General features: G+C 67.4%; 8 protein-coding genes. 4 read left to right on the top strand and 4 right to left on the bottom strand.

Going from position 1 to position 22,083, the window contains the following annotated elements:
* Positions 1 to 5: 5 nt before the first annotated feature.
* From ACQP2D_RS10305 to ctaD, 4 genes are all read right to left on the bottom strand, one after another.
* A complete protein-coding gene (locus tag ACQP2D_RS10305) occupies positions 6 to 839 on the bottom strand; it encodes an ABC transporter ATP-binding protein (protein WP_433683491.1) in 834 nt (277 codons plus the stop codon).
* A 396-nt stretch (positions 840 to 1,235) separates the two neighbouring features.
* A complete protein-coding gene (locus ACQP2D_RS10300; RefSeq protein WP_433685599.1) occupies positions 1,236 to 1,973 on the bottom strand; it encodes a peptidyl-tRNA hydrolase in 738 nt (245 codons plus the stop codon).
* A gap of 176 nt (positions 1,974 to 2,149) precedes the next feature.
* Positions 2,150 to 3,373: a phosphoserine phosphatase SerB gene (gene serB / locus ACQP2D_RS10295; RefSeq protein WP_433683490.1), complete on the bottom strand. Its 1,224-nt coding sequence runs from the start codon at positions 3,371 to 3,373 to the stop codon at positions 2,150 to 2,152.
* 136 nt (positions 3,374 to 3,509) lie between these two features.
* On the bottom strand, positions 3,510 to 5,252 hold the full coding sequence (gene ctaD, locus ACQP2D_RS10290) for an aa3-type cytochrome oxidase subunit I (protein ID WP_433683489.1): 1,743 nt from the start codon (positions 5,250 to 5,252) through the stop codon (positions 3,510 to 3,512).
* A 349-nt stretch (positions 5,253 to 5,601) separates the two neighbouring features.
* Between ctaD and ACQP2D_RS10285 the strand changes: the two genes are divergently transcribed.
* From ACQP2D_RS10285 to ACQP2D_RS10270, 4 genes are all read left to right on the top strand, one after another.
* Positions 5,602 to 6,426, top strand: a complete 825-nt coding sequence (locus ACQP2D_RS10285; RefSeq protein ID WP_433685598.1) for a VOC family protein — start codon at positions 5,602 to 5,604, stop codon at positions 6,424 to 6,426.
* A gap of 136 nt (positions 6,427 to 6,562) precedes the next feature.
* Positions 6,563 to 7,678 carry an ABC transporter substrate-binding protein gene (locus ACQP2D_RS10280; protein WP_433683488.1) on the top strand — a complete coding sequence of 372 codons (1,116 nt, stop codon included), beginning with the start codon at positions 6,563 to 6,565 and terminating at the stop codon, positions 7,676 to 7,678.
* A gap of 311 nt (positions 7,679 to 7,989) precedes the next feature.
* Positions 7,990 to 8,445: an AMP-binding protein gene (locus tag ACQP2D_RS10275; RefSeq protein WP_433683487.1), complete on the top strand. Its 456-nt coding sequence runs from the start codon at positions 7,990 to 7,992 to the stop codon at positions 8,443 to 8,445.
* Between the two features lie 243 nt (positions 8,446 to 8,688).
* Positions 8,689 to 22,050: an amino acid adenylation domain-containing protein gene (locus ACQP2D_RS10270; protein WP_433683486.1), complete on the top strand. Its 13,362-nt coding sequence runs from the start codon at positions 8,689 to 8,691 to the stop codon at positions 22,048 to 22,050.
* The last annotated feature ends 33 nt before the right edge of the window (positions 22,051 to 22,083 follow it).

Here is a 22,083-nt window from a genome sequence, read left to right as displayed (position 1 = left end):
CACCATCAGCGCGACCGGTGCCGCCCCAGCCGACGTGCGCGACGTGCGAAATAGCGACCATCGACGCGATCGAGCGCGATCGACTGCCGGAACGCTTCACTGAGGTTCTCGGCGGTCAGCACATCGGGCAGCAAACCCTGCGCGACGACCGAGCCCTCGTTCAGCAGCAGGCCGTGGGTGAACCCCGGCGGAATCTCCTCGACATGGTGGGTCACCAGAACCATCGCGGGCGAATCGGGATCCGCGGCCAGATCGCCGAGGCGCTCCACCAATTCCTCGCGCCCACCGAGGTCCAAACCGGCCGCGGGCTCATCGAGCAGCAGCAGCTCCGGATCGGTCATCATCGCGCGGGCAATCAGGACTCGCTTGCGCTCACCCTCGGACAATGTCCCGTAGGTGCGATCGGAAAGATGTTCGGCCCCCAGGCTTTCCAACATGTCGATGGCACGGTCGGTATCGACGTCGTCATAGCGCTCGCGCCAGCGGCCGAGTACCGCATAACCCGCGGAGACCACCAGATCGCTGACCTTCTCGTCGCGCGGAATCCGGCTGGCCACCGTGGCCGAGGACAATCCGATGCGCGGGCGTAGCTCGCTGACATCGGTTTTGCCGATCACCTCACCGAGCAGATGGGCAATGCCCGAGGTCGGATGCACTTCGGCGGCGGCCATGCGGAGCAGCGAGGTCTTGCCCGCGCCGTTCGGTCCGAGGACCACCCAGCGTTCGTCGAGCTCGACCTGCCAGGTGACCGGGCCGACGAGGGTGTGACCCGAGCGTCGGATGGTCACGTCGGTGAAATCAATGAGCAGATCGGGATCCGGTTGCGGCACGGGCTCCATCTTGGCTCAAATGTGCGGTGCTTGTACGACCGGCCCATGCCGGTCGCCAGAATTGGACCATTCGACCGCGATGACGCGGGGAAACGGACCGCACGCGCACGGCACCCGGTGGATTGTTCGGCGGTTCATCGATGGAGCGGAACATCCGCGCGACGATCAGTGCCAGTGGAATCGAGCACCCGACCCAAACGGCGAGTATCACCAATAGCGTCGTCATGATCATGGCCTCCAGCGAGTAGCGTGCGGGCGGTCCTGTTCCGTCGAACGTACCCAGATCGGCCCTGGGTGAATCCCCCTGATGCCGAACATCGAAATATCTACGAAATGTATTCGTTAGTGGGGCCGGGAATGTGAATCGTGTAGTAGGCGAATTCCCGCGGTGCAACGATGGGGCGGTCAGTATTGTCCCGATTGTCCGGGTACCGCAATAACAGTTATCGAGCCGGGCGCGACCTCGGTGAAACCCGCATCGCGCACCGCGACGGCATGGCCACGAGATACCTTCTCGCACAGCGTCGCCCAGTGTTCCGGTGTGGATTCCCGTACCGCACACCGGAACTCACGCTCGGACCACAACCGGGCCTCGTCCACCGTCAACGCACCGGCGAGCAACATGCTGGCGTGACCGACCTGCGCGGCAGCCTTGCCGAGCGTCATGCCGAGCTTCGCATTCACCCACAGCACCGGCAGTTCGGGATCCACGGGCCCGGGATCGTCGTGCTCCAGGTCGGTGCCGTTGATCTGCAATCGTTTGATCCGCGGATCGACCGCGCCCACCGGTCCCGGCACGAATGCCCGCGCCTGCGCGCCGTCCACCTCGACGGTCACCCCGTCGACCGCACCGGCGGCCAGCCATTGCGCGCCGCGTGCCCGCCGCGCCACCTTGCGGATCCGCGACCGCTTCCAGTCCAGGAATCGCTGCGCCCACTCCCCATCGGGCCCGACCCGCGCGTCCAGGCACAGCGCCACCGTGGCCGCCGCCGCGGCCTCCAGCAGCGCGCTGCGCCGCGGCGGGTCGGCCTTGGGAATGTGCAGCACCATTTGCATGGCTTGCACCAGTGCGGGGTCCTCGGGATCGCCGACGCCGCCGTAACCGCGGGCGAGTTCCGCATGCCGGATGCGGAAACCCTCCATGTCCGTGGACAATTCGGTATCCGCAGTATCACCGCCGCGGATTTCAGCGGCGCTTTCCGGGATACTCGACATCACTCCACCTCGATCGTCACGAAACTGCTGTGCGGGCTCAACACCGGCCTCCACGACCGGACACACTCGAGTGCAAGCCTCCCGCGGCCCGCCGCATTCCCGACTCAGCTGCCGATCAGCGGTACGCGACGGATGCCGCCGTCACGGGCGTCAGCGGCTTCCACCTCATCGCGGGTCACGCCGAGGATGAACAGCACCGCGTCGAGATACGGGTGTGACAGGGCCGCGTCGGCGACCTCGCGCAGCGCGGGCTTGGCGTTGAAGGCGACGCCGAGGCCGGCGGCATTGAGCATGTCGATGTCATTGGCACCGTCACCGACGGCCACGGTCTGCTCCATCGGCACGCCGGCCTCCGCCGCGAACTTCCGCAGCGCCGTGGCCTTGAACGCCCGGTCGACGATCTCGCCGACCACGCGGCCGGTCAGCTTGCCGTCCTCGATCTCCAGGGTGTTGGCCTGGACGAAGTCCAGTTCCAGTTCGTGTGCGAGCGGTTCGATCACCTGACGGAATCCGCCCGACACCACACCGCATCGGAATCCGATCCGCCGCAATGTCCGAATCGTGGTGCGCGCGCCCGGGGTCAGTTCGATCCGGTCGGCGACCTCGTCGATCACCGACTCGTCCAACCCCTCCAGGGTGGCCACCCGCTGACGCAGCGATTCGGCGAAGTCGATGTCGCCGCGCATGGCCGCCTCGGTGACCTCGCGGACCTGATCCTCCACCCCCGCGTGCGCGGCCAACATCTCGATGACCTCACCCTGGATCAGGGTCGAGTCCACGTCGAAGACGATGAGCCGCTTGGCCCGCCGGGCCAGTCCGGCCCGCTCCACCGCGACATCCACCTGTTCGGCGACCGCGACCTCGGCCAGCGCCGTGCGCAGCCGCGCATCCGAATCGGGTCCGGTATCGGTCGCGGTGACCAAGAGCTCCATGCCGGTCACCGGATAGTCGGCGATACCGCGGATGGTGTCGATGTTGGCGCCGAGCGTGGCGAGCTGACGCGAGATCGCACTGAACGCCCGCGCGGTCACCGGTGCGCCGAGGATGACCACCGCGTGGGTGGACATCGGCTGCCTGCCGATCTGCGCGCCGACCTCGACGTCGACGTGCATGCCGACGGTATTCATCGCCTCTTCGAGCTCGTCCTGCAGCGCCTCGGGATCACTCGGGCAGGTGACCAGCACGCCGAGGGTCAGTCGGCCGCGGATGACCACCTGCTCCACATCCAGCAGGCTCACATGGTGTCGCGACATGGCCGCGAGCAGCACTGACGTCACACCGGGCCGGTCGGGTCCGGTGACGGTGACGAGGACGGTGGTGTCGGCCAACTGAGGTGCTCCAAGCTAGTCGTTTGCCGTTGCTGTGCTGGACCCCGATGTCGCAACACTTCGGTCGATGTACTCCTGCACAAACGAGTGTGCACCCGCTGATGACCAGCAGGTGCACACTCGACGATCGAAAATGCTAGTGCTTTGCCAAGGCGCCTTCGTGCACCTCGGTGGCATGTTTGCCCGAGCCCCAGCCCACATGCGCCTCGGCCCGCATCCGCTCGACCATGTGCGGGTAGTGCAATTCGAAGGCGGGACGTTCGGAGCGGATCCGCGGCAGCTCGTAGAAGTTGTGCCGCGGCGGCGGGCAGGTGGTGGCCCACTCCAGCGAGTTGCCGTAGCCCCACGGATCGTCCACGGTCACCACCTCGCCGTAGCGGTAGCTCTTGAAGACGTTCCAGATGAACGGCAGCATCGACGCGCCCAGGATGAAGGCGCCGATCGTGGAAATGGTGTTCAGCGTGGTGAATCCGTCGCTGGGCAGGTAGTCGGCATAACGACGCGGCATGCCCTCCGCACCCAGCCAGTGCTGCACCAGGAACGTGGTGTGGAAGCCCACGAAGGTGGTCCAGAAGTGCCACTTGCCGAGGCGCTCGTCCATCATGCGGCCGGTCATCTTGGGGAACCAGAAGTAGATACCGGCGTAGGTGGCGAACACGATGGTGCCGAAGAGCACGTAGTGGAAGTGCGCCACGACGAAGTACGAGTCGGTGACCTGGAAGTCCAGCGGCGGCGAGGCCAGGATGACGCCGGAGAGACCGCCGAAGAGGAAGGTGACGAGGAAGCCGATGGAGAACAGCATGGGGGTTTCGAAGGTCAGCTGTCCGCGCCACATGGTGCCGATCCAGTTGAAGAACTTCACACCTGTGGGGACCGCGATCAGGAAGGTCATGAACGAGAAGTACGGCAGCAGCACGGCGCCGGTGGCGTACATGTGGTGCGCCCACACCGCGATCGACAGCGCCGCGATGCCCAGGGTCGCGTAGACCAGGGTGGTGTAACCGAAGATCGGCTTACGCGAGAAGACCGGGAAGATCTCGGACACGATGCCGAAGAACGGCAGCGCGATGATGTACACCTCGGGGTGGCCGAAGAACCAGAACAGGTGCTGGTAGAGCAGGATGCCGCCGGTGGCCGGATCGTAGATGTGGCCGCCGAGGTGGCGGTCATAGGCCAGGCCGAACAGCGCGGCGGTCAGCAGCGGGAAGGCGAGCAGTACAAGAACGCTGGTGACGGCGATGTTCCAGGTGAAGATCGGCATCCGGAACATGGTCATACCCGGTGCGCGCAGGCAGACGACGGTGGTCAGCATGTTGACACCACCGAGGATGGTGCCCAGACCGGAAACCGCGAGGCCCAGGATCCACAGGTCGGTGCCGACGCCCGGCGAGTGCAGGATGTCGGTCAGCGGCACGTACGCCGTCCAGCCGAAGTCCGCGGCGCCACCGGGGGTGATGAAGCCCGCGGTCGCCATGGTCGCGCCGAAGGCGTACAGCCAGTAGCTGAAGGCGTTCAGTCGCGGGAAGGCGACATCGGGGGCGCCGATCTGCAGCGGCAGGATGATGTTGGCGAAGCCGAACACGATCGCGGTCGCGTAGAACAGCAGCATGATCGTGCCGTGCATGGTGAACAGCTGGTTGAACTGCTCGGGCGAGAGGAACTGCAGGCCAGGACGGGCCAGCTCACCACGCATCAGCAGGGCCATCAGACCACCGATGAGGAAGAACGCCATCGAGGTGGTCAGGTACATGACACCGAGGACCTTGGGGTCAGTGGTGGTGACCATCTTGACGATGAACGAGCCCTTCGGCCCGGTCCGAGCCGGATACGGCCGAGTCGCTTCCAACTGAGGGACTGGCTTTGGCTCTACGGCAGTCACTGATCCTCCTGAAAGGTGCCTTTAGGTCGCTCCGCAGGCTCCGCTGCTCGCATCCGTCCCACTACCGGGAGCAGACGAGGAGTTCGCTTGCGCTCCTGAGATCGTAAACCGTGCTGCCGCAGCATTCCGCACGGGTCCTACTCAGCGTCGTATTTCCCCGTCCGGGCACCGTTGCCCGCGGATCCGGCGATCATGAAATCGGCACCGCCCGAGCCGACGCACTCGCGTGACCTGCGCGCAGTCACGACCGATGACTTTCCAGGGCGGCCGACGTCTCTATCGGTGACAGCGTTCCACCTGTGCTACCTCCAAGGAGACCGGTATGAGTACAGCATCGCGCAGCGATTCGATGAGCGGTGGTGGTCGGGCGACGGGCGGGCCCGCACCGAAGATCGGCGACCCCTGCTGGGTCGATATCTATACCTCCGATCCCGATCGGGCCATCGATTTCTACGGCCGATTGTTCGGCTGGACCGCCGAGCGCGCTGGTGAGGAGTTCGGCGGCTATATCACCTTCCACAAGGACGGCAAGGCCGTCGCGGGCGGCATGGGCAAGACGGCCGACAGTGTCGAAGGCCCTGATCAATGGACCGTCTACCTCGCCTCGCCCGACGCCAAGGCCACCGCCGACGCGGCCGTCGCACACGGCGGCACGATCGTCGTACCGCCGATGGATGTCGGCGAACTCGGCGCGATGGCCGTGCTCGGCGATGCCGGCGGCGCTGGCGTCGGGATTTGGCAAGCGGGCGAATTCGCCGGCTTCCAGACCATCGGCATCGTCTCGGGCGGCACGTGGAGCGACCATGCGGGCAGCCCGTCCTGGTTCGAACTGCACACTCGCGACTACGCGGGCGCCCTCGCCTTCTACCGCGAGGTCTTCGGCTGGAGCGACACCTTCACCATCTCCGACACCCCGGAGTTCCGCTACACCACCATTCACGCCACCACCCCGATGCTGGGCGGTGTGATGGACGCCTCCGCCTTCCTGCCCGAGGGCGTACCGGCGGGCTGGACCATCTACTTCGGCGCCGATGATGTCGACGCGGCGGTCGCCGAGGTCGTCGAACTGGGCGGCACCGTGCTGTCCCCGCCGCAGGATTCCCCCTATGGGCGATCGGCTCAGGTCGCCGACCCCACCGGTGCTCGCTTCAGCATCGGCGGCAACAGCAAATGAGCTAGGGCGACGACCGCGCGGAATCACCTCCCCAACAGTGGAATTCCGGATGGTCGCCGCCGCATGCCCGGAGGTAGCGGCCGTGCCGTGGTGGCCTCGCGTCCCGGGACCCGCGGCACCCGGTACCCTCACCCGCATGCCGGTGAGCGCCCTTGTTCGCACCCGAAACCGCACCGCTAGCGACTACTGCGCTGCCTCCCCCCGATACGGCACCGCCTGGAATCGCGCGGTCCGGCACCGGGGCACCGCGGTCGCCCTACTCTGCGCCGCGCTGCTCGTGGCGGGCTGCAGCCAGAAGGACGATGCCAGCTCGATCGTGCGCACCACGACGAATATCGCGGGTGCGGGCGTGGTCGGGCTCGACCGCGACACCTCGCAGGCGTGCCCGCTGCCGAGCGTGCCCGATCCGTCGAACGGCAAGACCCGCACCGTCACCCACGCCGCGGGTACCTCGGAGGTGCCCGCCGATCCGCAGCGGGTTGTGGTGCTGTCCACCTCGGCACTGGACGCCACCTGCGCGGTCGGCCTGTGGGAGCGCGTCGTCGGCGCGGTGCCGATCGACGGACCGCGCCCACAGCCGGTGTATCTCGGTTACGGCGTGCTGAAGATTCCCGCCGTCGGTTCGGCCGCACAACCCGATCTCGGCCAGATCGCCGCCCTACATCCCGATCTGATCATCGGCGATACCTCCGCTGGCGCAAACGGTTTCACCGCGCTGCAGGCCATCGCGCCCACCGTCCTCGCCGATTCCGCCAGCGGCTGGCAGACCGAATTCACCACGCTCGCAGCGGGTCTCGGCCGCCGCGGGGCCGCGGCCACCGCACTGGAGAACTACCGCGCCGAGGCCCGGGAAACGGGTAATGTGCTGGCCGCCAGCCAGAGTCAGGCCTCGGTGGTGCGCTTCACCGCGGACCAGATGCAGGTCCAGGGCAGTAATAGCTTCGCGGGCCAGGTTCTCGCCGATGTCGGCGTGCAGCGCCCGACCGCGCAGCGCGGCACCTCCTTCGACGTGACCGACAAAGACCTGATCAAGGTCGAGGGCGACATCATCTACGTCATCTTCGCTGGCGAGTCCGGCGAGCGGTACGGCAGGACGGTGCTGCGCGGCGATGCCTGGAAGGACCTCGGCGCCGCCGCCGATAAGCGGGTGTTCGCGGTGGATGACACCGTCTGGCACGGTGACGGCCTCACCGCGGCCCGGGCCCTGCTCGCCGATCTGCGCGGCAGCCTGAACGGGTTCGTCACCGACTGACGGTGTTGAATTTGCCGCGCCTGCGGCGCGGCGTGTTCGCGTCCCCCTTTTGTCTCGCGTCCGAGCCGTCGAGACTCGCGCCTACGGCGCACGCACTTCGACAACTCGGACGCCAGACAGGCCACGAACAGCCGCTCGTAAGACTCACTCCGTAGTCGTTGGCTTGATCGGTCCGATCGAGTGCACACACCTTGGGTGGGGATTCGCTCACCCTTGGAGTGCGCTGCTCAGCGCTTGGGTAGCTGTCGCCATCCCCTCCCGACAGCGAGATTAGAGAGGTACCGAGAGCACCTACCTGCGAGGGATACACAATGACAAGCACCCTGGTCGAATCGCCCGCCTACAACGTCATCCAGATGCAGCCGCGCCTGCGGAACGCGGCCGAGCTCGATCAGTCTGCGGTCTCCACCAACTCCGGGGCACTGGCCGACGTCGAGATGGATCGCTGGGCGAACCGGCTGGCCCGAGTGCTGATCGCCCGCGGCGCCGCCGTGAACACCCGGATCGCGCTGGCGATCGACCAGCAGATCGAAGCGGCGGTCGCCACATCCGCCGTGGTGAAGCTCGGCGCGACTCCGGTCGCGGTGGCCGAGGACGCGGTCCCCGGCTCCTACCTCGGTATCACCACCAAGGCCCGCCGTCCCGAGCTCAGCGATGCCATCGACTGGCTGATCCTGGACGACCGCTCGACGCTGCAGCGGTACCTGGTCAGCTCCGATGCGCCGATCACCGACGCCGATCGGCTGAACGTCCGGCAGTCCGCCTGACCTGCTATTCCGCCTGCGCGCCCGAACCGGTGAAGTTCGGGCGCGCTGCGGCGTGAACGACGGGCCGGGGGGCAATTGCGCAACGAAACCACGCTAGGGACCCGGGAACGCCGACGATCGAACACAGTGTGGTGAATACGCCTTCGGTCGGCCGGACACCGGTCCAAAATGAACTTGCTACTACCGCGACGGTCGGGACCAGCGGTGCACAACCGCGCCAGACGTCAGAACGCAGGTGTGCTCATGGAACAGCCATCATCCTCGAACGGAAGAAGAATAGGCACCGCACCGCCCGACAGCGCGTTTCCGCTGTCGGCAGCCCAGCGCGGCATCTGGTTCGCCCAGCACATCGCGGGCGATACGCCTATCTCGATCGCGCAGTACGTCGAACTGATCGGCGAACTCGATCTCGACGCGCTCGCCGCGGCCGCCCAGCAGACCGGGCGCGAATTCGGGACCGGATATGTCCGGCTGCTCGATGTCGAGGGTCAGCCGTACCAGTTCGTCGACACCGCCCTTGTCGACGCACCCACCATTATCGACCTGCGCGATCAGCCCGATCCGGAGGCGGCGGCGCATGCGTGGATGCGCGCCGAGTATTCCGCGCCGCTGGATCTGATGCGGGACCGGCTGGTCGCGGTGGCCATGCTGCGGCTGGCCGAGGACCGCTGGTTCTGGTATTCGCGCATGCACCACATCGTGCTGGACGGCATGGGCGCGCTCGCCCTGGTGCAGCGCACGGGCGAGATCTACAATGCCGCCATCGAGGGCCGCGAGGCGCCGCCCGCCAAGGCCGAACCACTGCAGAAGATCGTCGACGCCGATCTGGCCTACCGCGGCTCGGACCGATTCGACACCGACCGCGAGTACTGGCGCGAGCATCTGGCCGGGATGGCCGACCCGGTCAACCTGGCGGGTCGCGAGGCCGATGTCGACGCGCCGCCGAGCCGGGTCTCGGGCGCACTGCCGACCGCGACGGCCGAATTGCTCGATGCCGTGGCGAAGGCGGCGGGCTCGGGCGCCGCGCCGACCATCGTCGCCGCCTTCGGCGCCTATCTCGCCGCGATGACCGGTGCGCCCGAAGTAGTACTGAGCCTGCCGGTTTCGGGACGCACCACGGCGGCGCTGCGCCGCTCCGGCGGCATGGTCGCCAATGTCGTTCCGATGCGCCTGACGTTGTCACCCACCACCACGGTCGGAGACGTGATCCGGGCCACGCAAGGCGAGCTGACCGGGGCGCTGCGCAGGCAGCGGTACCGGCAGGAGGACATCGTCCGTGATCTCGGCTGGTCGATGGACGAGGCGTCGTCGTTCGGTCCGGCCGTCAATCTGATGATGGTGGACACCAGGATTCAGCTCGGCGCGGTCACCGGACGACTGCACGTGCTGACCTCCGGGTTGATCGATGACATCTTCGTCAACCTGTATCCGGGCGTGGGCGGCGAGAGCACCCACATCGATCTGCAGGGCAACGGAAACCTGTACAGCACAGAGGAACTGGCGGCACACCATGCCCGCTTCCTGATGTTCCTGCACGCGTTCCTGGCCGCCGGACCGGATGCGCAGCTGTCTACCGTCCACGTCGTCTCTCCACAGGAGCGGGATCGGCTGGTGCCCGCGCGCGGACCCGAGGCGGTCGCACCGCGCACCCTCCCCGAAATCATCGCGGCCGGTGCCGCACTCGACCCGGAGGCGGTGGCGCTGCGCAGCGGCGACATCAGCATGACCTACCGCCAGGTCGACGAGTACACCAACCGCCTGGCCCGCGTGCTGATCGCGGCGGGCGCCGGACCCGAACGTACCGTGGCGATTTCGATTCCACGCTCGGCCGAATCCGTCCTCGCCACGCTCGCGGTGGCGAAATCCGGTGCGGCATTCGTCCCCATCGACCCGACCTATCCCGCGGACCGGATCGAGCATATGGTCGGCGACAGCGGGGTCGTCGCGGGCCTGACCGTGCACCCGGCGCGAAAGTCCCTGCCGGACCGCGTGAATTGGCTGCTGCTCGACGATGACGCGACGGTTGAAAGCGTGGCAGCACAGGATTCGGCGGCGATCACCGATGCCGAACGCCGCGGGCCGCTGCACCTGGATCAGATCGCCTACATCATCTACACCTCCGGATCGACGGGACTGCCCAAGGGGGTGCTGGTATCGCATCGCGGCCTGGCGAATTTGGTCACCGGTTCCGGTGCCGGATTCGGTGTCACCGCCGATTCGGTAGTGGCACACGCGGTTTCGCCGAGTTTCGATATTTCCGTCGAGGAGATCCTGGTTACTCTCGCGGCGGGTGCGACGCTCGCCGTCGTGCCGCCGTCGGCGTATGCGGGCGAGGAGATGGCCGAAGTGCTGCGCACGCATCGGGTCACCCATCTCAATGTCACCCCGACGGTGGTGGGATCGCTGGACCCGGCGACGCTGCCGGATCTGCACACGATCGTCGTCGGTGGTGACGCGTGTCCGCCGGAGCTGGTCACCACCTGGTCCGGGCGGACGCTGTTGAACGGCTACGGGCCCACCGAAACCACGGTCACCGTCACCTTGAGCGGGCCATTGCGCCCCGGCGGACCGGTAACCATCGGCAGCATCGTTCAAGGTGTCACCGCCGTCGTGCTCGACCCGTGGCTGCGGCCGGTGGCCCGCGGCGCGGTCGGTGAGCTGTATCTGGCCGGCGCGGGCGTCGCGCGCGGCTATCACCAGCGCAATGGGCTGACCGCCAGCCGTTTCGTCGCCAACCCGTACGCGCCGGGTGAGCGGATGTACCGCACCGGCGATCTGGTGCGGTGGACCGCGGAGGACGAACTGGAGTATCAGGGCCGCAGCGACTTCCAGGTCAAGGTGCGCGGGTTCCGCATCGAACTGGGCGAGATCGATGCCGCGCTGCAACGGCAGCCCGATGTCGACTTCGCGCTCACCATCGGCGCCGAGACCCCCGCCGGAGCGACCGCGCTGGTGGCATACGTGCTCGGCAAGCCCGGCACCGAGCTCCACCCCGAGGCGCTGAAAGCCGCTGCCGGTGAGACGCTTCCGGCCTATATGGTCCCCTCGGTCATCATGGTGCTCGACAGCATTCCGCTGACACCGCTCGGCAAGGTGGACCGCAGGGCCCTACCCGCACCGGATTTCAGTGTCCGAGCCGTGGTGAGCCGGGCGCCGTCGACGCCGCGCGAAGCGGCACTGGCCGACCTGTTCGCCGATGTCCTCGGACTCGATACGGTCGGTGTCGACGATAGTTTCTTCGCACTCGGCGGTGACAGTATCGTCTCCATCCAGCTGGTATCGCGCGCGAAGGCCGCCGGGATCGGCTTCAGCGCACGAGATGTGTTCGAGCGCAAGACCGTTGCCGCGCTGGCCGCGATCGCGACCGACGTCAGCGCGCAGACGGTCACCGAACTGCCCGGCGGCGGGGTCGGCACCGTCGAGCTCACGCCGATCGTGCACGCCATGGTGGAGCAGGGCCCGACCTGGAGCCGCTTCGGTCAGGCCGTCCTGATCGGTCTCCCGGAGGGTTTCGGCCGCGACCAGCTCAGCGCCGCGGTCCAGGCGCTCGTCGACCATCACGATGTGCTTCGCTCCACCCTGCGGCGCACCGAGCACGGCTGGGAATGGGTTGTCGCCGACCGTGATTCGATAGCTGCCGATGACTTGATCGAGGTAGTCGCCGCCGATGCGGACGCCGACGACAGCTACGAGCGCGAATTGCAACAGGCGGCGGATCTGCTCGATCCCGAGGCGGGTGTCGTCGCGCGCTTCGTGCTGATCGAGCGGGCGGGGGCCGATCCACTGTGCTGGCTGGTGCTGCACCATCTGGTGACCGACGGCGTCTCCTGGCGAATCCTGCTGCCGGACCTGGCGATCGCGGCGGCCAGCGGCGCACTCGTGCCCGTCGGCACCTCCTTCCGGCGGTGGGCGCACGGTCAAGCGGAACAGGCGGCCGAGCGGGTGGCCGAACTGCCGCTATGGCAACAGATGCTGGCCACCCCGGATCCGGTCATCGGCTCGGCGGCACTGGATCCCGCGGTCGACGTCGTCGCCACTATGGGCCAGCACCGGACCACGGTCGACCCGGATATCGCCAACACCGTACTGGCCACGCTGCCCGACCAATTCCATTGCGGCGCAGACGATGTGCTGCTCACCGGACTCGCTCTCGCGGTGAGCCGCTGGCGCGATCGCAAAACCGCGCTGCTCACCCTGGAAGGCCACGGCCGCTCCGAGACACTCCTGCCCGGCGCCGATATCGCCCGCACGGTCGGCTGGTTCACCAGTATCTACCCGGTGGCCATCGATGTGACCGGTATCGATCTCGACGACGCGTTCGCCGGTGGCACCGCGGCGGGCACCGCGATCAAGACGATCAAGGAACAGCTGCGCGCGGTGCCGGATAAGGGCATCGGCTACGGCATGCTGCGCTATCAGCACCCGGAGTCCGCCGCCGCCCTCGCGGACACGCCGATCCCGCAGCTCAGCTTCAACTATCTCGGTCGTGCGCTCACCGGCGGGCACGCGGGGCCATGGCTGCCACAGCGTTTCGCGGCGACGCACAACGAGTCGGCGCCGCTGGCCGCGGTAGTCGATATCAATGCCGTGCTCACCGATGTCGGTCTGGAGGTCACCTGGGCCTACGCCTCGCGGCTGCTCGACGAGGCGGATGTCGGTCAACTCGCCGAGCTGTGGTCGCAGGCGCTGCGGGCGCTGGCGGCACACGCCAGCTCGCCGGGCGCGGGCGGACGCACCCCGTCCGACTTCGACCTGGTCCCGGTGCGGCAACAGCAGATCGAGAGCTGGGAGCGCGCCTATCCGAATCTCGCCGACGTCTGGCCGCTTTCGCCGCTGCAGTACGGTCTGCTCTTCCACGCGCTCTACGACACCGATACCGCCGACGGCTACACCGTCCAATCACTGCTCACGCTGGCGGGCACCGTCGATAGCGCCCGCTTGCGCAATGCGGCACAGGTCTTGCTGGAGCGGCACGAGAACCTGCGCGTCGCCTTCGCCGAAACCGACGACGGTCCGCGCCAGCTCGTTGTCGCCGATGCCGAAATCCGCTGGCACGATATCGATCTCACCGATATCGCCGACACCGACGAACGCGACCGCGAAGTCGACCGCCTGATCGCCCTCGATGCCCGCACCCGATTCGAACTCGACCGCCCACCGCTGATCCGATTCACCCTCATCCGGACCGGGGCCGATATCTATCGGCTGGTGATGACCAATCACCATCTGCTGCTGGACGGCTGGTCGACGCCGCTGTTGGTGCGCGAGTTGCTGACGCTCTACGTCACGAGGGGCGACACCTCCGTCCTGCCGCCCGCGCACTCGTACCGGGAATTCCTGAAGTGGCTCGATGAGCAGGACAACGAGGCCTCGCTCGCGGCCTGGACGCAATCGCTGGCCGGCGTGGATACCCCGACGCGCGCGGTCCCGTCGCTGGCCGGGATCGAATCGACCGAGGCCGGAATGATCTCGCGCGACCTGACCCGCGCCACGGTCGAGCGGCTGGAGACCACCGCGCGCGAATCCGGCGCGACGGTCAATACGATGGTGCAGGCCGCATGGGCAATGCTGCTGGCCATGTTGACCGGGCGCACGGATGTGGTGTTCGGCGGCACGGTGTCCGGTAGGCCACCGGAGCTGCCCGGTATCGAAGAGATGGTCGGGCTGTTCATCAATACGCTCCCGGTACGAGTCCAGCTCGATCCCGCGGAGAAGGTCGCCGACCTGCTGACCCGCGTCCAGGCCGAGCAGGCGCGTCTGCTGGACCACCAGCATGTGGGGCTGGCCGCCATCCACCGGGCCGTCGGCCTCGCCGAACTCTTCGACACGCTCACCGTATTCGAGTCGTACCCGATCGACCGGGAGGCGCTGTCGCAGGCGCTCGATATCGCGGGTATGCGGGTGCTCGATATCGAGGGCACCGACGCCACGCCCTACCCGCTGGGCCTCATGGTCATTCCGCTGCGCGGCGAAGACGGGCACGACACGCTGCAGATCAAACTGAAATTCATGGCCGACCAACTCGATATCACGGCGGCACGACCACTGCTGGATCGCTTCATCCGGTTACTGACCCAACTCGCCGACAACCCGAATGCCCTCGTCTCCCAGCTGCGATACTGCGACGACGCCGAACTGGCCACCCTGCTGCCGGTGCGCGGCGCGGAATCGGTTCCGCCGCAGACCCTGGCGGACATTCTGTCGGCGGGCGCGCGCATCGATCCAGATGCCATCGCGATCACCGCGGGCGATCTCAGCATGAGCTATGGCGAACTCGACGCCTGGTCCAACCGCTTCGCCCGGGTACTGCTCGGCCGCGGTGTCGGTCGGGAGATCTTCGTCATACTCGCACTCACCCGATCACTGGAATCCGTAGTGGCCGTCTGGGCGCTCGCCAAGTCCGGTGCGGCCTTCCTACCGCTGGATCCGAGCTATCCGGTGGAGCGGATCGAGCACATGCTCACCGATTCGAAGGCCCCGATCGGGGTGACGGTCACGGCGACCGGCGAGACGCTGCCCGGCACCATCGACTGGCTGCTGCTCGACGACCTGAACACGATCCGACGGGTCATGCTCGTCTCCGACGCACCCATCACCGATGAAGAGCGCGGCGGCCCCATCAATATCGACCAGACCGCCTACCTGATCTACACCTCGGGCTCCACCGGTAAGCCCAAGGCGGTCCTGGTCAGCCATCGTGGCCTCGCGAATATGGCCACCGCACAACAAGATGCCCTCGAACTCGATCCCTCGATAAGTTCGCTACAGGTCGCTTCGCCGAGTTTCGACGCATCGGTCATGGAGCTGCTGATGGCGCATTCGACGGGTGGCCGCCTGGTGGTATCGCCACCGGATGTCTACGGCGGCAGCGATCTCGAACATCTGCTGCGCACCGAGCGGATCACCCACGCCGTGATCACGCCGTCAGCGCTGGCCACCATGGAACCGACCGATCTGGCCGACCTGCGGGTGCTCGGGGTCGGCGGCGAGGCCGCCGCACCCGAACTGATCGACCGGTGGGCAGTCGGGCGGCGGATGGTGAACCTATACGGCCCCACCGAATTCAGCGTATGTGCGACCAGCCCTGCCGAACTGCTGCCGGGGAAACCGATCACCATCGGCGGCCCGATCCGCGGCGCGTCCAATTTGGTGCTCGATACCTGGTTGCGCCCGGTACCGGTGGGCATCGCGGGTGAGCTGTACCTGGCCGGTCCGGCGCTGGCACGTGGTTACTTCAATCGGTTCGAGATGACCGCGGCGCGCTTCATCGCGAATCCGTATGGCGCAGCTGGTGAAAGGATGTATCGCACCGGCGATATGGTCCGATGGGTCATCGGAGCCGACGACGCGCTCGAACTGGAGTACTTGGGCCGCAGCGACTTCCAGGTCAAGATCCGCGGGTTGCGCATCGAACTCGGCGAAATCGACGCCGTGCTCTCCCGTGACGAACAGGTCGAGTACGCGGTGACGATCGGCCAGCCGGGACCGGCCGGCGCGACCGTGCTGGTCTCCTATGTGCTGCCCACCGCGGGCACCGAATTGGACGCCGAGCGGCTGCGGGACCAGGTGGCGGCCGAGTTGCCCGGCTACATGGTGCCCAGCCATCTCGTCGTGCTCGACGAGATCCCGCTCACCCCGGTCGGCAAGCTGGATCGCAAAGCCCTTCCGGTGCCGGACTTCTCGGTCGCGCAACGACCGTACCTCGCCCCGCGTACACCCGTCGAACACGCCGTCGCCGGGGTATTCGGCGATGTACTCGGCAGCGAACAGGTGAGCGTCGATCAGTCGTTCTTCGAACTCGGCGGCAACTCGCTCAGCGCCACCAAGGTTGTCGCACGGATCAATTCGACCCTCGGCTCGACCATCGCGCTGCGCGATCTGTTCGACGCGCCCACCGTGGCGCAGCTGTCCGCGCGGGTGATCCCGGCCACCGACGGCAAACCGGGCCGGTTCACCCTCGCACCACGGATCAGGCCGGACCGAATTCCCCTGTCCCCGGCCCAACAACGCATGTGGGTGCTCAATCGGCTGGATCCGACCTCATCGGCCTACAACATCGCGGTCGCGCTGCGGCTCACCGGGAACCTGGATATCGATGCGATGCGCCGCGCGATGGCCGATGTGATCGGCAGGCACGAGAGCTTGCGCACGCTGTATCCCGTCGACACCGAGGGACCACGCCAGGTCGTCGTCGCCACCGAGGTGGCCGCACCGCCCATGCCGGTGCTCGATACCGAAGACGGCGCACCGCTGCGTGCTCGGATCAATGAGCTGGCCGGCACCGGATTCGATCTCGCCACCGAGCCGCCGGTACGGGTCGGGCTGTTCCGGATCGTCGATCCGAGTTATTCCGCCAGCGACGCGCTGAGGGCGGCGGAGCACTCCTCCGGCATCGCACCGGTCAGCTCGAGCCCGTCCGCTGGCGTCCCACCGGTGCGATCGGGTCCCTCGTCGGGCCTGGCTCCGGTGTCCTCGAGCTCCACCGCGACGGATGCCTTGGTCTCGGATGCCACCGGTGACGTGCCGGCCGATGTGCACGTCGTCGTGCTCGTCGTACACCACATCAGCGCCGATGGCGCCTCGATGGCGCCGCTGGCGGGCGATCTGGTCGCCGCGTACTCCGAGCGGGCCAGCGGGGCCGGGACCGCCCGGGTGCCGCTCGCGGTGCAATACGCCGACTTCGCCCTCTGGCATCGGGAACTGCTCGGCAGCGAATCGGATCCGGAATCGCTGGCGGCACGACAGATCCGCTTCTGGACCGACAGCCTCGCCGGTGCGCCGGATCTGCTGGAGCTGCCCGCCGACCGCCCGCGCCCGGCCGTGCAATCGATGCGCAGCGCCGACGTCGACTTCACCCTCGACGCGCCATTGCACAGCGCCATTGTCGAATTCGCGGCCGCGAACAATGTCAGCGTGTTCATGGTCGTACACGCCGCGCTCGCGGTGCTGCTGGCGCGGCTCGGCGGCACCGACGACGTGGTGATCGGAACGCCGGTCGCCGGTCGCGGCGAGGAAGCACTCGACGACCTCGTCGGCATGTTCGTCAATACGCTGGCGCTGCGCACCCCGGTCGATCCGGGGACCGGGTTCCGGCAGTTCCTCGCCACCGTGCGGGCCGCGGATCTGGATGCATTCGGCAATAGCGATGTGCCCTTCGAGCGACTTGTCCAGGTGCTCAACCCCACCCGATCGACCGCACACCACCCGATATTCCAGGTGTCGCTGTCACTGCAGAACTTCGTCGAACCGGTCCTGGAACTGCCCGGATTGCGGTTCGAGGTAGAGGATTTCGATCGCCGTGCGTCACAGTTCGACCTGACGCTCGATTTGCGTGAGCGTTTCGCCGCCGACGGCCCGGCCGGCGTCGACGGCGTAATGACGTATGCTACAGACCTTTTCGACGCGAGCACGATGGCGACCTTCGCCGCCCGCTGGCGTCGGGTACTCGCCGCGGTCGTCTCGGATATCGATGTGCGTCTGGCCGATATCGATATCCTCGACGAATCCGAACGCGCACAGCTGGTTCCGGTGCGCGGCCCGGAGACCGCGGGCACGACGACGCTGGCCGAGGCACTGGCCGCATCCGCGACGTCGTACCCGGACCGGCCCGCGGTCGTCGCCGACGGTCGAACGACGACCTACCGGGAGCTCGACGCCCGGTCGAACCAGCTGGCCCGACTGCTCCTCGAGGCGGACATCGGCCCGGAAACCGTAGTGGCACTCGGTCTCCCGCGCTCCGCGGAACTGCTCACCGGCCTGTGGGCCGCCGCGAAGGTCGGCGCGGCCTTCCTGCCGGTCGATCCGAAACATCCGGTAGACCGCATCGATCACATGCTCACGGATTCGGGTGCGCGGGTCGGGCTCACCCTCGCCGCCTACCGGCCACTGCTGCCCGACGGCACCGACTGGCTCGTCCTCGACGACAACGAACTCGGCGCACGCCAGCAGGCGGCAAGTGATGCCGCCCTGTCGCCGAATTCGATCCGACCCGACAATCCGGCCTGGATGATCTACACCTCGGGGTCGACCGGAACACCGAAGGGCGTCTCCGTCTCCCATCGCGGTATCGCCGATCTCATTGCCGCACAACGAGAATCACTCGGCGTCGACGCGAACTCCCGGATATTGCAGGTGGCCTCACCGAGTTTCGACGCATCGGTGTTCGAGGCGCTGATGGCCTTCGGGTCCGGTGGCGCGTCGGTGGTCGCACCGCCGGAGGTCTTCGGCGGCAGCGCGCTCGCCGAACTGATCGCCGCCGAACAAGTCACGCATATGGTGATCACGCCGTCGGCCTTGGCCACGATCGATCCGGCCGAGGTGTCGAGTGTGCGGATGCTCGCGGTGGCGGGCGAGGCGGTCGGCGCCGAACTCGTCGAGCGCTGGTGCATCGACCGGACCATGGTGAACCTGTACGGTCCGACCGAGTTCACCATCTGGGCGACGGGTTCCGCACCGTTGGTCGCGGACGCACCGGTCACCATCGGTGCGCCCATTCGCGGTGCCGCCGTACTGGTCCTCGACGACCGGCTGCGCCCGGTGCCCGTCGGCGTCGCGGGCGAGTTGTACCTCGCCGGACCCGCGCTGGCGCGCTGCTATCACGCCCGACCGAGCCTGACCGCGTCGCGGTTCATCGCCAACCCCTTCGGCGAACCCGGCGAACTCATGTACCGCACCGGCGACCTGGTGCGCTGGACGCGCACCACGGGGCAGGCCCTGGAGCTGGAGTACATCGGCCGCACCGACTTCCAGGTCAAGGTGCGCGGCCAGCGCATCGAACTGGGTGAGATCGATGCGGTGCTCGGCCGCGCGGACGGGGTCGACTTCGCCGTGACACTCGGCGTCCCCGGCCCGACCGGATCGACCGCGCTGGCGGCCTATCTCGTGCGCAAGCCCGGTGTCGAACTCGATATCGCGCAGGTGCGCGCGGTCGCCGCCGATGCACTGCCCGCGTATATGGTCCCCGCCGCCTTCGTCGTCCTGGACGCCATCCCGCTCAACGCCGTCGGCAAACTCGACCGAAAGGCCCTGCCGGAACCCGAATTCGTCGTCGAGGAGACCGAATACCGCGCCCCCTCGACCGCGACCGAGGAGATCCTGGCGCAGATCTACGCCGAACTCCTCGACCGCGACAAGGTCGGCGTCGATGATTCGTTCTTCGCGCTCGGCGGCGACAGCATTCTCGCGATCAAGCTGGTCTCCCGTGCGAAGCTGCGCGGCATCCGGTGCACGCCGCTGCAGGTCTTCGAGCATCGCACCGTGGCCGCGCTGGCCGCCGCCGTCGATGCCGCGGGGGCGGTCGTCCCGCTCGAGGAGCTGCCCGGCGGCGGTATCGGCGAACTGCCGCTCACCCCGAATGTGCGCTACTTGGTCGAGCGCGGCGGTAACTTCGACCGCTGTGCGCAGGTCACGGTGCTGGACCTTCCGGTCGGCATCGAGCGCAGCCAACTGGTCGCCACCATCACCGCCGTGGTCGACCGGCACGACATGCTGCGCGCGCGGCTGTGGCAGGCCGAGGACGGCTGGCAGCTACGGGTCGACCAGCCCGGATCGGTCGACGTCGACGCGCTGGTGCACCGCATCGAATTCGATGCCGCCGCCGACTCGCTCGATCTGCGCGAATACGCCGTGACCGAATTGGATGCCGCGGCAGACCGGCTCTCCCCGGCGAACGGCGTTGTGCTGCAATGTGTCTGGCTCGATCCAGTCGGCGACGCCGGAGCCAGGACGAAATCGGGGCGACTGCTCATCGTGGCGCACCGGATAGCCATCGACACCGCGTCGTGGCGAATTCTGGTGCAGGACTTGATCGCCGCATGGGCGCAGGTATCGGTCGGGAACAGCCCGGTGCTGGCCGAGACCGGTACATCGATGCGCCGGTGGTCGTACGCCCTCGTCGAGGACGCGCATACCGACCGCCGCATCGCCGAACTCGACCATTGGCACCGCGTGCTCACCGGTCCCGACCCGCTGGTCGGCGCCCGCGAACTCGATCCGGCGATCGATCGGGCGCACACACTGCGCACTGTCGAACTCGAGGTCTCCGATGTGGTGACGGAGGCGCTGCTCACCACCCTGCCTCGGCTCCTGCACGGCACTGGCACCGATACGCTGCTCGCCACACTGGCCCTGGCGCTGAATCGCTGGCGCGCACACCACAATGTCGACGCACCGACGGCCTTACTGCGCCTGGCGGCCGACGGCCGACCGGTGCGCGCGATTCCGGGCGCCGACCTGGGACGGACGCTGGGCTGGGCCGCCCCTACCTATCCGGTGCGGCTGGATCTGACCGAGATCGATATCGACGACGCCTGCGCCGGTGGTGCGGTCATGGGCGCGACGATGCGCGCGATCAAACATCAGCTGCTCGCGGTGCCGGACAATGGCATCGGATTCGGCGAACTGCGCTACCTCAACGACGCTGTGACAGAACAGTTTCCGTCCCGGACGTCGGCACGGATCGGCTTCGAATACCTGGGTCGGCGCTCGGCTGGCGACATTCCGGCCGGACTCGAAGGGCTCGGCTGGTCGCCCACCGACGAGTTCGGTGAGCTGCGCCCCGATGAGCATGCGGATGTCCCGGTCACGTCCGCGATCGATGTGACCGCCGTCGTCATCGACGATCGGTTGCACGCGAATCTCCGCTTCCCCGAAACACTCCTGGACCGAGCCGAGGTCGCCGAACTGGCGGCCCTGTGGTCCGATGTGCTCACCGCGGCCGCCCATTTCGCGCAGACCCCAGCGGCGCAGCAGGCCGCCGCGGACGAAACGGCCGCCTTGGCGGCACAGGCAGCCGCACGCGAAACCGCCACCGCGCCGGCCGGACTCGGCCTCGACGTACTGCTGCCGATCCGGCTCGGCGGCACCGATCCCGCCCTGTTCTGCATTCACTCCTCCTCCGGAATGTCGTGGAGCTACCTGGGGTTCGCCGAGAGGCTGCGACCGGGCCGCCCGATCTACGGCCTGCAAGCACCGGATCTCGGTGGCGAACCGTCGGCGCGCTCCATCGAGGAGGCCGCCGACCGCTACATTCGCGAAATCCGCGCCGTCCAACCGAGCGGGCCGTACCACCTGCTCGGCTGGTCCTTCGGCGGTCTCATCGCCCATGCGATGGCGGCGAAACTGCAGGCGGCGGGCGAAACCGTCGGCGTCGTGGCGCTATTGGACTCCGACCACGCCGATATCGATAGCGACACTATCGAACGGCTCTCGGCGGGCGCGTTCGTCAATACCTTCGGCTCGATCTTCGGCATCGACGACGTCCCCACCGAGGCGACCGCCCAGGAAGCGGCCGACCTCATCAAGGCTCGGCTGGGCATGGAGGTCATCGATGCCGAGATCATCGAGCGAATGGCCAATTCCTACAACGCATCCGCGCGGACCCGCACCGGATACCGCCGTCCGGTCTACGACGGCGACCTGCTCTATTTCAGCGCCACCGTCGATACCTCCGATATGGTCGGCCCCGACGGCTGGCGTCCCTATGCCACCGGCCGCGTCATCAACCACGATATCGACGTCACCCACAATGAGCTGACCTCACCACATGCGCTCGCGCTCATCGCACGCGTTCTCGACGACCAATTGACAGCCGCCACCACCGATTGAACTCCATATTCGAATCAACCGAACTATCGGCGA

The organism is Nocardia sp. CA-119907, from assembly GCF_050955995.1.
Taxonomy (GTDB): domain Bacteria; phylum Actinomycetota; class Actinomycetes; order Mycobacteriales; family Mycobacteriaceae; genus Nocardia.
The sequence above is the reverse complement of the archived record's forward strand: the minus strand, read 5'-3'. Positions and strand labels throughout refer to the sequence as shown.